This is a genomic window from Nocardioides bigeumensis (assembly GCF_039531755.1).
GTDB classification, from domain to species: Bacteria; Actinomycetota; Actinomycetes; order Propionibacteriales; family Nocardioidaceae; genus Nocardioides; species Nocardioides bigeumensis.
This window is the reverse complement of sequence record NZ_BAAAQQ010000004.1, coordinates 93766-108494: the sequence shown is the minus strand read 5'-3', so window position 1 is coordinate 108494 and position 14729 is coordinate 93766. Positions and strand designations below refer to the sequence as shown.

The window sequence follows — 14729 nt, the reverse complement described above, 5'->3', positions numbered from 1 at the left end:
GCCGAGGTCGTCGAGACCCGGCTCGTGGTCGCGTGCTGCTGTCATGTCACCAATCCAAGCAGTGGCCGCCGACAACGCCTCCCGGGTCGCAGGGTCTTGTTCCACAAGTGGTCTCGCACGCTTCCGGGGCTTGTGACGTCGCTGCGCTAGCTCTTCGACTGCCGGGTGGTGGTCTCGACTTTCCGCTCGCTTCGCTCGCTCCTCGACCACCGGGGCGCTGGGTGGCGTCCTCGACCGCCGGGGCGCTGGGTGGCCTCCTCGACCACCGGGCGCGTGGCGCGACGTCCTCGACCGCCGGGGCGCTGGGTGGCCTCCTCGACCACCGGGCGCGTGGCGCGACGTCCTCGACCACCGGGGCGCTGGGCGGCCTCCTCGACCACCGGGGCGCTGCGTTACCTCCTCCTCCAGCGGGGTCTCGTGACCCGACCGGTGCGGGTCTGCGGACGCAGCGCCGCCCGGATGAGACGCTAGGGCCCATGCGCCGCTCACTCGTGCTCGCCGTGGCTGCCGTCGTCACGCTCGCCACGGTGTCCAGCTTCGTCGCCACCGCCGACCCGTCCGACGACGGCACGCTGCTGGTCGCCCCGGCGGCTGCCGGCGAGCCGGGCGCCCGTGCGGAGAAGTCGGAGCCTGTCGCCGCGACGAAGGCGACCTCGAGCGCGCCGGTGCTCAGCGGTTGCCAGACCGACGCGGCGTACGAGGTCTGCTTCTCCTCGCCCGGTCTCAAGAACGGCCCCGACCCGGCGGTCGTACGCCGCTTCATCAGCATCTTCGGTGAGGCGGGGGAGGGTGACTCGCTCCGGATCGCGATGTTCCGGTGGGACATCCCGGCCACCACCAAGGCCATCGTGGCGGCGCAGAAGCGGGGCGCACACGTCGAGCTCGTCGCCGATGCCGACCTGCGCACGAAGGTCGCGGGCCGGGCGGTGCTGCAGAAGATCGAGGAGGGGGACCCGGCTCCCGGCAACGTCGTCGTCTGCCGCGGCGCCTGCCTGCCGTGGTCGGGCGCGGGCCCGGCGCCCGACTCCCAGGACGTCAACCACCTCAAGCTGCTCCTGGCCGACATCGACGGCCGGCGCTCCGTGATCACCTCGTCGACCAACTTCGAGGGCCGGCAGTACACGCAGTACAACAGCCTGGCGCGGGTGTACGACGACGCGTTCTACGCCTACGGCTCGAGGTACTTCGCACGGCTCAAGGCCCAGCGGTGGGAGGTCGGCGGCAAGCGGTGGTCCGATGCCGACAAGACGTACGCCGGGCCGCCCCGCGCGATGGTCTACCCGCGCCGCGGCGACCTGCTGGTCGAGACCTTGCGGTCGGTCACCTGCGCACCCGGCATGCGCACCGTCGACATCATGATCGCCGTGGTGCAGCGGGCGGACGTCCGCGCGCAGATCGGCCGGCTCGCGCTGGGCGGCTGCAACCTGCGCATCGTCACCACCCGCGACACCATCGAGAACTGGCTGCAGAAACCCTTCAGGCTCCCCGACGGCCGCCTCGTCGACATCCCGGACGACAGGGTGCGCTGGTTGATCACGCACGACAAGGTGTACGCCATCCATGCCAAGGTCGCTGGGCGGGAGCGTCGCCTGGTGATCACCGGGACGAGCAACAGCACCTGCGGCGGGCTGCTCTACAACGACGAGATGATGCTGCGTCTCGACGGCAAGTGGGCGTTCCACGCCTACTCGGCCCATGTCAGGGACGCGTTCGGGCACGCGCGCCAGGCGAGCACGCCCATCATCCCGGTCATGAAGCCCTGTCGCTGAGTCGTTCACCGACCTCGTGGGCGACGAGCTCAGCCGATCACGGCGACCAGCGCCAGTGCGCCCAGCACGACGACGCCGAGGGCGAGCGACAGCCCGGCGGTGGCCGGGCGACTGTGCGGGTTGAGCCAGGTGTAGGCGATGAGCGCCGCGATCAGGACGAAAGCGGTGGCGACGAGGACCCGGCCGGCGTTCTCGGTCGCGAAGTGACCCGCGAGCAGCCCCGCCGCGGCCAAGGAGCCCGCCGTACGCCGCCAGGCCAGCTGCGTGCGCTCTTGCTGGTCCTCCAGGGCAGGCACCTCGTGCGCGCTCACAGGACGAGCACCACCAGGGCCGCGGCGAAGAGCACCATGGCGACGGCGAAGACGGCGAGCACCGTCGTCGACGGCAGCGGCAGCCGAAGCCGCATAGCGCGCTCGGTGCTCGCCCAGCGCACCCACGACATCACGGCGCACCCGAGGCCGAGGACCACCACGCCGACCGCCAGCACCTGCTGGAGCACGTCGGAGCCGGGCAGCTCCACCGCGTCGAGCGCGACGCCTCCCGCGAGCAGTGCGAGCGCGGTGCGGATCCACGCGAGGAAGGTGCGCTCGTTGGCCAGGCTGAACCGCAGGTCGGGCTCGGACCCGACGTCGTAGACCCACGAGGGCCAGCGTCCGTGCGCCATGGCTAGACCGACCTGCCGTCCGCGGCGACCTCTGATCCGGCGTCGTCACCGCTCGCGCAGAAGTCGACGAACCGGCGGGCCAGCGGACTCAGCCGTCCGTCGCGCCAGACGAGGTGCACCTCGCTGCGGGCCGCGGGAGCGAGGGGCACCACGCGCGACCCCTTCGCCGCTGCTTCCGCTGCCAGGCCGGTGGGCAGCACCGCGGCACCCGCGCCGGCGAGCACGAGGGGGACGACCGACGCGAGGTGCGCGGTCTCGACGGTCACCTCGGACGGGAGCCCCATGGTCTCGAGCAGGTCGTCGACGATCGCGCGGAGCGCCGTGCCCGCAGGAGTGCAGACGAGGCCGATGGCGTCGAGGTCCTCGATGGACAGCGCCGCTGGTGTGGGCCCGGTCGCCGCCGGGAGCACCGCGACCAGCTCCTGCTCGGCCAGCCATCGGCTGGCCAGGATGCCCTGCGGCGGCCGCCCGTCGAGCAGGCCGATCTCGGCGCCGCCGAGACGTACGGCGTCGAGCACGTCGCTGCGCCGCGCCGGGTCGGCCACCGACAGTCGTACGCCGGGGTGCTGCTGGCGGAACCCGCCGATGAGGCGGGCGAGGGGGTCGACCGCCCACAGCGTGTTGGTGATCAGCGTCAGGTGCCCGAAGCCGCCCTCGGAGACCGCGCGGACCGCACCCCTCGCCACCTGGAACGACCGCAGCGAGCGTCGCGCCGGTTCGAGGAGCGCCTCGCCCGCAGGGGTCAGCCGGACGCCGCGCCCGTGGCGCTCGAAGAGCCGGGACCCGAGGTCGCGCTCGAGCCAGCCGATCGCGTGCGACAGCGACGGCTGCGCGATGGAGAGGGACTGTGCGGCCCGGGTGAAGCTGCCGAGCTCGGCGACGGCCACGAAGTACTCCAGGTGGCGTCGGTCCATGAGCCAGACCTTAGTGTCCTCGGCATGTCGTTCGAGTTCGATGAGCACATCGCGGTCAGAGATGTCGAGGGTGCCGCTGGCGAGCACGACGCCCAGCTGAGCTCTGGGTGGATGGTCGGCGGCGCCGTCAACGGCGGCTACCTGCTGGCCGTCATCGGCCACGCGGTCTCGCGCACGCTTCCGGAGAAGCCGGACCCGATCGCGGTGAGCGCCTACTACCTGTCCGCCTCCGCGCCAGGTCCTGCCCGTGCCAGCGTCCGGGTGCTCCGCGACGGCGGGTCGGTCGCGACCGTCAGCGCCGAGCTCGCGCAGGGGGACGACGTACGTCTCACGGCCCTGGCGACCTTCGGCTCCCTCGGGTCCTTGTCCGACGACGTCCCGGAGGGTTGGACGGCGGCGGCGCAGCCCCCGGACCTGCCACCGGTCGACGAGTGCGTGCCGGGTTCGATGGCGCCGCCGGAGGTGCTCGAGATGGCGCCGTTCGTCCGTCGCTTCGACATCAGGTTCGACCCCCGGATGATCGGGTGGGCGCTCGGCCAGCCGTCCGGTCGGGGCGAGATGCAGGCGTGGCTGCGCCTCGTGGACGGCCGTGAGCCGGACCCGCTGCTCCTGCTGATGGCGGTCGACGCGCTGCCGCCCGTGTCGATGGATCTCGGCCGCACCGGCTGGGCGCCGACCCTCGAGCTGACCGCGCACGTGCGCGCCGCGCCCGCACCCGGGTGGCTGCGGATCCGCCACGCCACCCGTCACGTCTCGGGCGGGATGTTCGAGGAGGACTGCGAGGTCTGGGACTCCACCGACCGGCTCGTCGCCCAGTCGCGCCAGCTGGCGCGGCTGCCGAGGTCCTAGCGGGTGCGTGTCAGTCGAAGAAGGACCGGCGCATCGCGACGACCCAGCGGCGGCGGGGGTGCTCGGTGAGTGACCAGAGCAGGTCTGCCGAGGGCCAGTAGGAGATGTCCTCGGGGCCCATCGGCAGGGCGAAGCGGTGCCGGCGGAGCGCGCCAGGGGAGCCGGAGTAGACGGAGCCCGGCATCCACGGACCGTGCGAGACGGTCACGTGGTGGCGCCCCCTCGCGACGCAGGCGCCCTGCATCGACGTCACGCCGCCGGTGTCGAGCGCGACCGGGCGCGAGGTGCCATCCGCGCCGCCGACCAGCAGGGAGGTGAGGGGATCGAGGGGGTAGCGGGCCAGGCGGGTGGCCTCGTCGCCACGGGCGTACTCTCCGGCGACGATCGCGGGCGGGTCGTCGGCCCGGTCGAGGGAGAGGAAGGAGTACTTCATGCGCTGGTGCCCCTCGTCGGCGTACGCCTGGTAGGCGAAGCGGACCGGCAGCACGTAGCGGTAGCCGAGCGAGGCCACCTCGTCGCCCTGCACCCCGAGGCGCCGCAGGTGCGCCCCGCCGCGGTCGGCCGCACGCTCGTCGGGGATGCGCATGACGTCGTCGACGTGACACGTCACGAAGCCCTTGGACGTCGCCGCCACATGCAGGTAGGGGCCGCGCCAGACGATGCCCCCGGCGTGCACCTTGAGCGGCGACAGCACGAGCCTGCCCTTGCGCAGCCGTGGCTGCACCAGGAGCACGTGCCGGTAGCGCAGGGTCTGCAGGTCGACGAAGGTCACCCGGCTGCCCTGGTTGCCGCCGTGCTCGTCCTTGAGGTACCACGCGGCCACCACCAGGGCCTTGCCGTGCACCCGCTCGGAGTCGTCGGCGTCGGCGGAGGTGGTGATGCCCTGGGGATACCACTGTGTCGTACGCCGGTCCTCGGCGTCCCAGGTGAACGACCGGACCACGGCGCGCCCCCACGGCAGCGTGCGCCGGCCCTGGCGGTGCAGGTCGCCGAGCACCGGGGCCACGCCCGTGCGGCCGCCGAGCAGGGCGGCGAGCGCGTCGACCTCGGCGAGGTTCTCCTCGGTGCGCGTCAGCCGGACGCCGGCGACGGGTGGTCCGGGGTCCCCAGGCGACGCATCCACGGAATCGACCCTAGGCGAGGGCGCGCAGCGCCGCTGTCACGACCACGGCGGCGAGCACGGCGAGGACGATCGACCGACGAGCCAACAGCAGGGCGCCGCCCACGGCCACGCCGAGGGCCTGCGCTCCAGCGGTCAGCCGCTGCCCGTCGGCGAACAGCGACGTCAGCACCAGCGCGGCCAGCAGCGCCGGTGCCATGCACGAGATCACCCGGATGAAGGCCCGCGGCAGCTCCCGCCCGCCGAAGAGGACGGGACCGAAGGCCTTGATGGCCACCGTCGCGACGACGAGGCCCAGGATCGTCAGCCAGATGGTCATGCGTCCTCCCGGCCCGCAGGTCGGGCGAGACCGATCAGGCTGGCGGCGGCGGCGGCCAGGATCGGGACGCCGGGCGGCGCGAACGGCACCAGCGCCAGGGCGATGAGGCTGCCCACTGCGGCGACGGTCCGCGACCGGCGGTCCCGCAGCTCGGCGAGCAGCAGCGCGAGGAAGAACGTCGGGTAGATCGCATCGAGCCCGAGCCGCGCCGGGTCGCCGATGACGTCGCCGGCGAAGACGCCGACGACCGTCCCGAGCGCCCACGTGACGTACTGCGGGGCGGTGGTGCCGAAGAGCTGCCACCGGTCGAAGGTTCCGTCGCCCCTGTTGGCCAGCGCCCAGGAGGCGTCGACGACGGCCTGACCCTGGGCGCCGCGCTGGACCGCGCCGCCCGACAGCGACGGCGCCAGGGCGATGCCCATCGCGAGGAAGCGGCCGTTCATCAGCGTGCCGGCCGCGACGGCGGCGGCCGCCGAGCCGCCGCCGGTGAGGACCGCCAGCGCGGCGAACTGTGCCGAGCCGGCGAAGACCAGCATGGCCGTCGCGATCGCCTGGAGCGGGGTGAAGCCGGCCTCGCGGGCCAGCACACCGAAGGAGAGCGACAGGACGGAGCCGACGGCGGCGTACGGCAGCCCCAGCCGGACCCCGGTCAGGAAGGATGCTCGCGCCTCATGGCTCATCGGCCCCCACGCTAATGACAGGCGCCGACACGGGACGGGTATTTTCGCCCTGTGGCCGGTGAGGAACGTCTCGTGGTGGGTGCGGCGATCCTGCGCGACGGGCAGGTGCTCGCCGCGCGGCGTACGCGTCCGGTCGACGCGGCCGGTCGGTGGGAGCTGCCGGGCGGGAAGGTGGAGCCGGGGGAGGACCCGGGTGCCGCGCTGGTCCGCGAGATCGCCGAGGAGCTCGGCTGCACCATCGCTGTCGGGGGCTGGTTGCCCGGCCGGACCCGGATCAGCGACGACCTCGCGCTCGTCGTCGCGCTCGCGTCGCTGGAAGCGGGCGAGCCGGAGCCGCACGAGCACGACGCCGTGCGCTGGCTGGGGCCCGACGACCTCGAGGCCGTCGACTGGCTCGACTCCGACCGGCCGTTCCTGCCGGCGTTGCGCGAGGCCCTCAACGCCTCGGCCACGACGTGGCTGCGCGCGGTGTTCTTCGACGGCGAGGGTGCGGCAGCCGTGGTCGAGCGGCTTCGCTCGGCCGGCTTCGACGCCGGGCTCTCTCGGGAGCGCTACGCCGGCGAGGACGACGACGACGACCACCCCTGGGCGGTCACGACCGACGCGCCGCAGCTTGTGCTCGAGCCACTCGTGGACGAGCACGACGGCTGGCTCGACACCGGTGACGTGTCAGGCGGGGTAACAGGCGGGGTAACAGGCGGGATGTCAGGCGGGATGTCAGGCGGGATGTCAGGCGGGGGGTCCGGCGTCTTGCCAGCGAGCACGAGCGCGGCCCCGCTCGACCTCCAGACGGCGCCGAGGCGACTGCACCGGCCGACGTGACGTCGGTGGCGGTCACTACGCTCGGAAGCGTGACGGAGATGCCGGCGCAGCGCCTGCTGCTGGTCCACGCCCACCCCGACGACGAGTCGATCGGTCAGGGCGCCACGATGGCCAAGTACGCCGCCGAGGGCCGCGGCGTGACGCTGGTGACCTGCACCGCGGGTGAGCTCGGCGAGATCCTGGTGCCCTCGCTCGAGCACCTCGCTGCCGACAAGGACGACACGCTGGGCGAGCACCGCCGCCAGGAGATCGCCGACGCGATGGCCGAGCTCGGCGTGACCGACCACCGGTGGCTGGGCGGGTTCGGGCGCTATCGCGACTCGGGGATGAAGTGGGACGACGACGGCAACGCGACCGCCGCCGACGAGATGGACGAGCGCGCCTTCGCCAACGCCGACCTGCTCGAGGCCGCCAACCACTTGGTGGAGGTGATCCGGGAGGTGCGCCCGCAGGTCCTGGTGACCTACGACCAGTTCGGGCAGTACGGCCACCCCGACCACATTCAGGCGCACCGCGTGGCGACGTACGCCACGGCGCTGGCCGCCGTGCCGTCCTACCGGCGCGACCTCGGCGAGGCCTGGGACATCAGCAAGGTCTACTGGGGCGCAATGTCGGAGTCCCGCTTCCGGGAGGGCATGCGCGCCCTGCGCGACGCCGGCGACACCACGTCCTTCGAGGGGATGGACCCCGACGGGCCGCTGCCGTGGACGACGCCCGACGCCGACCTGGCGGCCGTCGTCGACGCGACGGACTACGCCGAGCGCAAGATCGCCGCGATGAAGGCGCACGCCACCCAGATCACCGTCGACGGCCCGTTCTTCGCCCTGTCCAACAACGCGGGCAACCACGTGTGGGGGGTCGAGTACTACCGGCTCGCCAAGGGCACCCAGGGTGAGCTCGGTCCCGACGGCCTCGAGACTGACCTCTTCGCCGGCCTGTGAGGCTGCTGCTTTGAGGGTGGGGGCGCGCAGCCTCCTGGCCGTGCTGGCGCTGGCGGGCGGCCTGGCCACCGGGGTGGCCGCGGTCGCGGTCCACGCGACCGTCTGGGGCTGGCCGCTCGCGGTCGCGGCGGTCCTGACCGCCGCCTACGCCCTGCCGGGCGAGTGGTGGGCGCGGCTGCCCTTCTGCTGGGGCTTCGCCGGGGTCGCGTTCGCGCTCAGCCAGACCCGGCCCAACGGCGGCTTCCTGGTCAGCGCGGACCTGCCCGGATACGGCCTCATCGGGGTTGCGGCGGTGGTGGCGGTGCTCGGCCCGGTCGGGACGATCCGTCCGCGGCGCCACGTAGGCTGACCGCGTGAGCGTCGACAAGGACACCGCCATCTGGCGGGAGCCGGAGCAGCATGAGAAGGAGGGCGGCCGGGCCGTCCTCTTCGTCCTGCTGGGGCTGGTCGCGCTGCTCGGTGGCGGCTACGCCGCGGCGTACTTCTCCGCCAGCGACCGGGTGCCCCGCGGCACGTCCGTGGAGGGCGTCGAGATCGGCGGGATGAACCGCGAGGAGGCGGCCGCCGCGCTGGAGGAGGGCCTCGCCGAGACCTCCGACGCCGCCCTGGCCGTCGTCGCCGACGGCGGCTCGCGCACCATCGTCCCGAGCGCAGCGGGTCTGTCGGTCGACTACGCCGCCTCGGTCGCCGAGGCCGGCGCGCAGCGCAGCTGGTCGCCGGTGTGGCTGTGGGACTACTACAACGGCGGCGACGACCTCGAGGCCGTGGTGGCCGTCGACGACGAGGTCCAAGCAGGCTTCCTGAGCGAGCTTGCCGCGGAGGTGCGCACACCCGCGGTGGAGGGCGCCGTCCGCCTGACGCCCAACGGGGTCAGGACCAAGGACGCCGCGGACGGCCGCGACCTCGACGCCGCCGCCGCCGCGGCCGAGCTCGAGGCGGCGTACGCCGCTGCGCTCGACGGCAGCGAGCAGGACGCTTCGGAGCTGCCGATGGTCCGGATGCGGCCCGACATCGACGTCACCGACGTGGAGGCGGCTGTCCAGGACTTCGCCAACCCCGCGATGTCGGCCCCGGTCAACCTCCGCTTCGGCTCGGCCTCGGCGCGGCTCGCGCCCCGCGAGTACGCCCGGGCCATCAAGCTGGTGCCCGAGGGCGGCGTCCTGGTGCCGCAGCTCGACACCGCCAAGCTCGACGAGCTGCTCAGCGGCAAGGTCGCGGGCGACGGCGCGCCGGTCGACGCCACCGTCCAGCTGGTCAACGGCACCCCTCAGGTGATCCCCGCCAAGCCCGGTGTCACCTACGACCCGGAGGCCGTGCACAGCACCTTCCTCGAGCTGGTGGTCAAGCCGCAGGGCGAACGCGACACCGAGGTCCCCGCGACCGTGGCGAAGCCGGAGTTCACGACCAAGGACGCCCGTGCCCTCGGCGTCACCGAGCAGGTCTCGACGTTCACGACGTACTTCCCCCACGCCGACTACCGCAACACCAACATCGGCCGCGCGGCCGAGCTGATCAACGGCACGCTGCTCAAGCCAGGGGAGACGTTCTCGCTGAACGGCATCGTCGGCGAGCGCACCAGGGAGAACGGCTTCACCGAGGGCTTCATCATCAGCGACGGCATCTTCAAGGAGGACCTCGGCGGCGGCGTCTCCCAGGTCGCGACGACGACCTTCAACGCCGCCTTCTTCGCCGGCCTCGAGGACGTCGAGCACAAGCCGCACTCGTTCTACATCGACCGCTACCCCGTCGGCCGCGAGGCGACCGTCGCCTGGCCGACCGTGGACCTGAAGTTCACCAACGACACCCCCTACGGCGTCTTGGTCTCGGCCTCGCTGCAGCCGAGCACGGTCTCGTCGTCGGGCGCGCTCACCGTGTCGATGTGGTCGACGGACTACTGGGACATCACCGCGCTCACCGGCGAGCGCTACAACTTCACCAGCCCCGAGACGCGCACGCTCGACACCGACGACTGCTATCCCAACGAGGGGTACGGCGGCTTCGACATCGACGTCACGCGCGTCTTCCGCCGCGCCGACGAGAGCACGGTCGACCACCGCGAGGTCATGCACACCCGCTACACCCCGAGCGACACCGTCATCTGCCAGTAGGGGTCTCGTGACGGTCGTTGCACGACCGCCTCGACCACCGATGGGACGGTCGTTGCACGACCTCCTCGACCACCGGTGGTCGAGCGCAGTCGAGACCTAGGGCGCCAGCCGGGTCAGGTCCCTCGGGAAGAGCGTGACCTCGCGGATGTTGGGTGCCTCGACGAGCCGGGCCACCCAGCGCTCCAGGCCGATCGCGAAGCCGCCGTGCGGCGGCATGCCGTGCCGGAAGGCCTGGAGGTACGCCGTGTAGTCGGCCGGGTCCTCGCCGCGGGCCCGGAGCGCCGCCTCGTGGTCGGACAGCCGGTGCAGCCGCTGGCCGCCGGTGACCAGCTCGAGCCCGCGGAAGAGCAGGTCGAAGCTGTTGCTCCAGCGTGGGTCGGACGGCTGCGGATGCGTGTAGAACGGCCGCTTGGCCATCGGGTAGCCCTCCACGGCGAGGAAGTCGCTGCCGTGCTCCTCGCGCGCCCAGACCCCGAGCGCCCGCTCGTGCTCGGGCGCGAGGTCGGGCTCGTCGGCGGGCGCCCCGACGATCTCGAGAGCGCGACCGAAGTGCACCACCGGGATCTCGTCGGGCACGAGCGGCAGGTCGGCGCCGGCGCGCTCGGCGAGCGGACCGAGCTCGCCGACCATCCCGGCCAGCACCTCGCGCAGGACGGCAAGCACGTCGCGATGGTCCTCGATGAAGCCGAGCTCGACGTCGAGCGAGACGTACTCCGCCAGGTGCCGCACGGTGTCGTGCGGCTCGGCCCGGAAGACCGGCCCGACCTCGTACACCCTCTCGAAGACCCCGACCATCTGCTGCTTGAAGAACTGCGGGCTCTGGGCGAGGTACGCCGGTCGCCCGAAGTAGTCGACCTTGAAGACGTTGGCGCCCGACTCGGTCGCGGACTCCACGAACTTCGGCGTCTGGATCTCGGTGAAGTCCATCGCGTCGAGCGTCCGGCGGAAGGCCCGCATCGACGCGGCCGCCAGCTCCCAGCGCACCTTCTGTGCCGGGTGCCGCCAGGCGATGGGCGCGTGGTCGAGCATCGTCGGCAGCGAGACGCCGAGCTCGGGACGCCAGAGCTCGAAAGGCGGCGTCTCCGCGTCCTCGGTCAGTGCCGTCACGGTCGCCTCGGTGACCTCGATGCCGCCTGGCGCCTGTGCGTTGGCAGTGGCGACGCCGGTCACCTCGACCGTCGTCTCCTCGGGCGGCACGGGCGTGCCGGCCGGGAGGACGACCTGGGCCAGCCCGGTGCGGTCGCGCAGCACCAGGAAAGTGACCTTGGCCAGCTCGCGCCGGCGGTGCACCCAGCCCTGCAGCGTGACGGTCTCGCCGGGCGTGACAGTGGGCAGGGACCGCGCCATCAGGCGCTCGGTTGTCGAGCTTGTCGAGACATTCATCGGGACCTCCAGTCGGCGGAAAGCCCTGGAGGTGTGGGCGGGGGCTAGATCGCGGTGCCACCACACCTTCGCCGGCTGTCGTGGAGCCGCCGGCCTCTCGTCGATGACGCCGCACGCGCGGGATCGGGTTCGCGAGGCTTGTCAGGCCTCACCGTCTCCGCGGCAAATGCTAGACCGGCTCGGCGAGGTAGCGGTAGTCGTGGTGGTGACGGAAGCCGAGACGGCCGTACAGGGCGAGGGCGGCGTCGTTCCCGTCGAGCACCTGGAGGTACGCCGTCAGGGCGCCGCGCTGGGCACCCCAGTCCAGCAGCGCCGCCATCACCGCGAGGCCGAGTCCTTGCCGTCGTCGCTCGGGGATCGTCTCGATGCCGCGGAAGCCGACCCAGTCGTCGGCGTACGCCGCCGTTCCCCAGGCGTCGGGGGAGTCGGCATCGCCGACGTGAGCGTCCACCACGTCGCCGGTCTCGGTGAGCCGCACGTCGACGCGCGGCAGGCCGCGCAGCCCGCGCTGCGCGTGCGCCACTGACGCCACCTGGTAGATGGTGTTGCCGTCGTTGCTCTCGGCGACCCAGCCCCGGTCGAGGAAGAGGGCTTCCTCGGCGCTGCCGGGCAGCACGGCCGCGATCGGGCGCTGCCCGATCGCGCGGTAGTGGGCGACGACGGCCTCGACGGCATCGGGGACGCCGGCGTCGGTCATCGCCAGCACCGAGTTGGCGCGGCGCGCGGTGCTCGCGTCGGACGAGCGCAGCAACCAGGAACCCAGGGGCACGGTGACGAGGTCCGGCCAGAGGGCCAGGGCCCGCACCTGGGCATCGCGGGGCGAGATCCGGTCGCGGATGGACGCCCTCGGCGGCACCGGCTTCCCCGACACGATGTCGGCGGTCGCGATCTCGACGATCTCGCCCGCCTCCGTGCGCACCACGGCCCGCCCGTCGGCCCAGGCGGTGCAGATCCCGAGCGCGTCGGTCATCGCCGGCCCGCCCGTCGGACCTGTCTGGCCGCGCAGCACCCGGCGGATCACGACGCGCTGGCCGACGACGTGCGGTCCGAGCAGGTGGCGGCCGATGTCAGGTCCTTCGTCGTTCGGCACCCCAAGATCCTAGGAGTGGGACATCCTGTCGCCCGGGGAGGTGATCGGGGATGGGACGGCTGCGGCTCGTGCTGGCGCTGCTCGCTGCCGTGGGACTCCTCGGCGTCGTGGGCGCCGTCGCCGTCGTCGTGAACCTCCGGTCGACCGCGGAGCACGCCTGGGCGGAGCTCGACAAGGTCGCCGACCCCGACGGCAGGGTGGTCGCGGTCGACGTGGACCCGGACGGGACGCTCTGGCGACTGACCGAGGGACGTGGCTGCCACGGCTGCGAGGTGCTGTGGTGGCGTACGCCGGAGGCGACCTGGGAGGCCCTCGGCGGCGTGCCCAGCGGTCGCCTCGGCGTCTCGCGGCTCGAGGTCTCGGACGACGGCCTCGTGCTCGCGGCGGGCGAGGGCCTGTGGGCGAGCGACGACGGCGGCCTCAGGTGGGCGGAGCAGGTCGACGGCCAGCCTGGGATGCAGGTCAGCGCGGCGATCCAGGGCGGCTACGTGCTGGCGCACCTCGGCAACGACGAACTGGGTGGCTGGGCGGTCCGGGCGCCCGTCGACGACGGCGACTTCACCGAGGAGTGGGAGCCATTGCCGTTGCCGCTGCCGACGACGACGTACGCCGGCTCGTTGCTGGCAGTCGGCGACGTGCTGGTCGCCCAGAACCCGATGCTGGGCGTCGATGCCGACATCGCCTTCGTCAGCCGCGACCAGGGCGAGACCTGGGCACGGCTCGACCTGCCGTGCTGGACCACCTGGCTCCAGGCAGGGCCTCGTCGCCTCTTCGCGTTCTGCAACATCGGCCGGGCGTCCATGCGCGTGATGCGGGGTGACCCGGAAGCCGGGACCTGGGAGCGCTTCGTCACGATCCCGACGCGAGGGGTCGCGTCCGGGCTCGGCCGGCCCGAGGCCTTGTCCGACGACCTGGTGCTGGGCGAGGTGACGTCGGGGCTGCGGAGCGGCCCGGGCTTGCTCGCCCAGGACCGGATCCTCCGGACCACGCTTCCCGCCGAGGTCGAGGACCACGCCGTGGCATCGGATGGGACGACGTTCGTCGTCGCGCGCGGCCGGTTGCTCAGGAGCTCCGGCCAGAGCGGGACGTGGCGTCCGCTGCGGTGACGCAGGAGCATGCTGGGCCCGTGGGACGTCGCGCCTGGCTGCTGCTCGCAGCACTCCTCGTGGGTGCGGTGGTCGCCGTGGGTGCGCTGTCGGGCGGCCTCCCGAGCGCCGCGCCTGCGAGACCGCCCGCCGACCCGGGTGCGGCCGAGGTCCAGCGCGGCTCCGTCGTCCTCTCGGTGGATCTCACCCCCTCCGGCACCGTCTGGTTGACCACCGCCGGCGTCGACTGCGGCGGGTGCGTGCTCGTGTGGCGGCGGGGGCCGGACGAGGACGCGTGGGTCCCGCTGCGCCAGGTCGGGAGCGACCATCTCCCTGGTCAGGTGAGGGTCTCCGACAGCGGGTCCGAGGGGCTGATCGGCGGTGGCGGTCTCTGGGTCACCCACGACGGCGGTGACAGCTGGACCGGCGAGACCGACGTCGCCGTCGGTGCCGGCGACGAGGTGCAGGTCGAGGTCGGCGAGTCGTTCGCCTGGGCGCTCGTACGCCGCGAGCGCCGGCCCGCGACGCTCTGGCGGGCGGCGCTGGACGACGGCGCCTGGCGACCGGTCGCCCTGCCTCCAGGCCTGGACCCCGACGCCGCTCCGACGGCCGCAGGCGACGAGCTCGTCGTCTGGGTGACTCGTCGTGGGCTCCCACAGCCGGTCGTGACGACGGACGGCGGCCGGACCTGGCGGCGGTCCACTCCGGGGTGCGAGCGGATCGGTACGACGACCGCGTACGCCACCTGCTCGACCGGGCGCGGGCTCGAGCTGCTCGTCCACGCGGGTGCCGGCTGGGAGACCTGGCCGCTGTCGGCGGCGCTCGGCCCGGCGCGCAACCTGTCGCCGGTCACCGCCGCCGAGAGCGTCGCGACCGGCCGGGACGGGACCGGCTACGTCGTGGTGCGCGGCAACCTCGTCGTGACACACGACCGAGGACTGGGCGGGTGGGCACGCGTTGAATGACGGCGGGCACTACGCTGAGT

General features: G+C 73.1%; 16 protein-coding genes. 8 read left to right on the top strand and 8 right to left on the bottom strand.

The features are described 5' to 3' along the window. The first annotated feature begins 476 nt into the window (after positions 1–476). A complete protein-coding gene (locus ABD295_RS06825) occupies positions 477–1769 on the top strand; it encodes a phospholipase D-like domain-containing protein (protein ID WP_344302922.1) in 1293 nt (430 codons plus the stop codon). A gap of 29 nt (positions 1770–1798) precedes the next feature. On the opposite strand, the gene ABD295_RS06820 is transcribed toward ABD295_RS06825, so the two are convergent. From ABD295_RS06820 to ABD295_RS06810, 3 genes are read right to left on the bottom strand one after another with little or no spacing between them, the layout of a single operon-like run. Then, positions 1799–2080, bottom strand: coding sequence for a DUF202 domain-containing protein (locus tag ABD295_RS06820; protein WP_344302921.1), 282 nt, complete (start codon positions 2078–2080; stop codon positions 1799–1801). Beyond that, entirely contained in the window at positions 2077–2433 is a 357-nt protein-coding gene (locus ABD295_RS06815) for a YidH family protein (protein ID WP_344302920.1), read from the bottom strand. The genes ABD295_RS06820 and ABD295_RS06815 overlap by 4 nt, the downstream gene beginning before the upstream one ends. Positions 2434–2435: 2 nt before the next feature. Further along, positions 2436–3347 (bottom strand): LysR family transcriptional regulator, encoded by a 912-nt coding sequence (locus ABD295_RS06810; protein WP_344302919.1) that lies wholly within the window; start codon positions 3345–3347, stop codon positions 2436–2438. 24 nt (positions 3348–3371) lie between these two features. Here ABD295_RS06810 and ABD295_RS06805 point away from each other — a divergent pair, with 24 nt between their 5' ends. After that, positions 3372–4196, top strand: a complete 825-nt coding sequence (locus ABD295_RS06805; protein WP_344302918.1) for a thioesterase family protein — start codon at positions 3372–3374, stop codon at positions 4194–4196. 10 nt (positions 4197–4206) lie between these two features. Here the strand turns inward: ABD295_RS06805 and ABD295_RS06800 are convergent, their stop codons facing one another. From ABD295_RS06800 to ABD295_RS06790, 3 genes are read right to left on the bottom strand one after another with little or no spacing between them, the layout of a single operon-like run. Then, a complete protein-coding gene (locus ABD295_RS06800) occupies positions 4207–5319 on the bottom strand; it encodes a hypothetical protein (protein ID WP_344302917.1) in 1113 nt (370 codons plus the stop codon). Between the two features lie 10 nt (positions 5320–5329). Then, positions 5330–5635, bottom strand: coding sequence for an AzlD domain-containing protein (locus tag ABD295_RS06795; protein WP_344302916.1), 306 nt, complete (start codon positions 5633–5635; stop codon positions 5330–5332). Beyond that, positions 5632–6315 carry an AzlC family ABC transporter permease gene (locus ABD295_RS06790; protein WP_344302915.1) on the bottom strand — a complete coding sequence of 228 codons (684 nt, stop codon included), beginning with the start codon at positions 6313–6315 and terminating at the stop codon, positions 5632–5634. The genes ABD295_RS06795 and ABD295_RS06790 overlap by 4 nt, the downstream gene beginning before the upstream one ends. A gap of 51 nt (positions 6316–6366) precedes the next feature. Between ABD295_RS06790 and ABD295_RS06785 the strand changes: the two genes are divergently transcribed. Genes ABD295_RS06785 through ABD295_RS06770 form a run of 4 tightly spaced genes read left to right on the top strand, consistent with a single transcriptional unit; the run spans position 6367 to position 10186 of the window. Continuing rightward, on the top strand, positions 6367–7137 hold the full coding sequence (locus ABD295_RS06785) for a (deoxy)nucleoside triphosphate pyrophosphohydrolase (protein WP_344302914.1): 771 nt from the start codon (positions 6367–6369) through the stop codon (positions 7135–7137). Between the two features lie 38 nt (positions 7138–7175). Beyond that, on the top strand, positions 7176–8078 hold the full coding sequence (gene mshB / locus ABD295_RS06780) for an N-acetyl-1-D-myo-inositol-2-amino-2-deoxy-alpha-D-glucopyranoside deacetylase (protein WP_344302925.1): 903 nt from the start codon (positions 7176–7178) through the stop codon (positions 8076–8078). Between the two features lie 10 nt (positions 8079–8088). Continuing rightward, positions 8089–8427, top strand: a complete 339-nt coding sequence (locus ABD295_RS06775; protein WP_344302913.1) for a hypothetical protein — start codon at positions 8089–8091, stop codon at positions 8425–8427. Positions 8428–8431: 4 nt separating this feature from the next. Beyond that, the gene (locus tag ABD295_RS06770; RefSeq protein WP_344302912.1) at positions 8432–10186 is read left to right on the top strand and encodes a VanW family protein; all 1755 of its coding nucleotides are present in this window, start codon (positions 8432–8434) and stop codon (positions 10184–10186) included. Positions 10187–10282: 96 nt separating this feature from the next. On the opposite strand, the gene aspS is transcribed toward ABD295_RS06770, so the two are convergent. Together aspS and ABD295_RS06760 are read right to left on the bottom strand one after the other, a co-directional pair. Further along, positions 10283–11569 carry an aspartate--tRNA(Asn) ligase gene (gene aspS, locus ABD295_RS06765; protein WP_344302911.1) on the bottom strand — a complete coding sequence of 429 codons (1287 nt, stop codon included), beginning with the start codon at positions 11567–11569 and terminating at the stop codon, positions 10283–10285. A 169-nt stretch (positions 11570–11738) separates the two neighbouring features. Then, positions 11739–12659 carry a GNAT family N-acetyltransferase gene (locus ABD295_RS06760; RefSeq protein ID WP_344302910.1) on the bottom strand — a complete coding sequence of 307 codons (921 nt, stop codon included), beginning with the start codon at positions 12657–12659 and terminating at the stop codon, positions 11739–11741. A gap of 50 nt (positions 12660–12709) precedes the next feature. Here ABD295_RS06760 and ABD295_RS06755 point away from each other — a divergent pair, with 50 nt between their 5' ends. Together ABD295_RS06755 and ABD295_RS06750 are read left to right on the top strand one after the other, a co-directional pair. Next, complete coding sequence (locus ABD295_RS06755) at positions 12710–13765, top strand: hypothetical protein (protein ID WP_344302909.1); 1056 nt, start codon at positions 12710–12712, stop codon at positions 13763–13765. A 20-nt stretch (positions 13766–13785) separates the two neighbouring features. Further along, positions 13786–14709, top strand: a complete 924-nt coding sequence (locus tag ABD295_RS06750; RefSeq protein WP_344302908.1) for a hypothetical protein — start codon at positions 13786–13788, stop codon at positions 14707–14709. Positions 14710–14729 lie beyond the last annotated feature (20 nt).

Bases quoted from the DNA above. Each gene is read 5' to 3' on its own strand.
- ABD295_RS06810 (WP_344302919.1), bottom strand. From the start codon at position 3,347: ATGGACCGACGCCACCTGGAGTACTTCGTGGCCGTCGCCGAGCTCGGC.
- ABD295_RS06790 (WP_344302915.1), bottom strand. From the start codon at position 6,315: ATGAGCCATGAGGCGCGAGCATCCTTCCTGACCGGGGTCCGGCTGGGG.
- mshB (WP_344302925.1), top strand. From the start codon at position 7,176: ATGCCGGCGCAGCGCCTGCTGCTGGTCCACGCCCACCCCGACGACGAG.
- ABD295_RS06825 (WP_344302922.1), top strand. From the start codon at position 477: ATGCGCCGCTCACTCGTGCTCGCCGTGGCTGCCGTCGTCACGCTCGCC.
- ABD295_RS06755 (WP_344302909.1), top strand. From the start codon at position 12,710: ATGGGACGGCTGCGGCTCGTGCTGGCGCTGCTCGCTGCCGTGGGACTC.
- ABD295_RS06795 (WP_344302916.1), bottom strand. From the start codon at position 5,635: ATGACCATCTGGCTGACGATCCTGGGCCTCGTCGTCGCGACGGTGGCC.
- aspS (WP_344302911.1), bottom strand. From the start codon at position 11,569: ATGAATGTCTCGACAAGCTCGACAACCGAGCGCCTGATGGCGCGGTCC.
- ABD295_RS06815 (WP_344302920.1), bottom strand. From the start codon at position 2,433: ATGGCGCACGGACGCTGGCCCTCGTGGGTCTACGACGTCGGGTCCGAG.
- ABD295_RS06805 (WP_344302918.1), top strand. From the start codon at position 3,372: ATGTCGTTCGAGTTCGATGAGCACATCGCGGTCAGAGATGTCGAGGGT.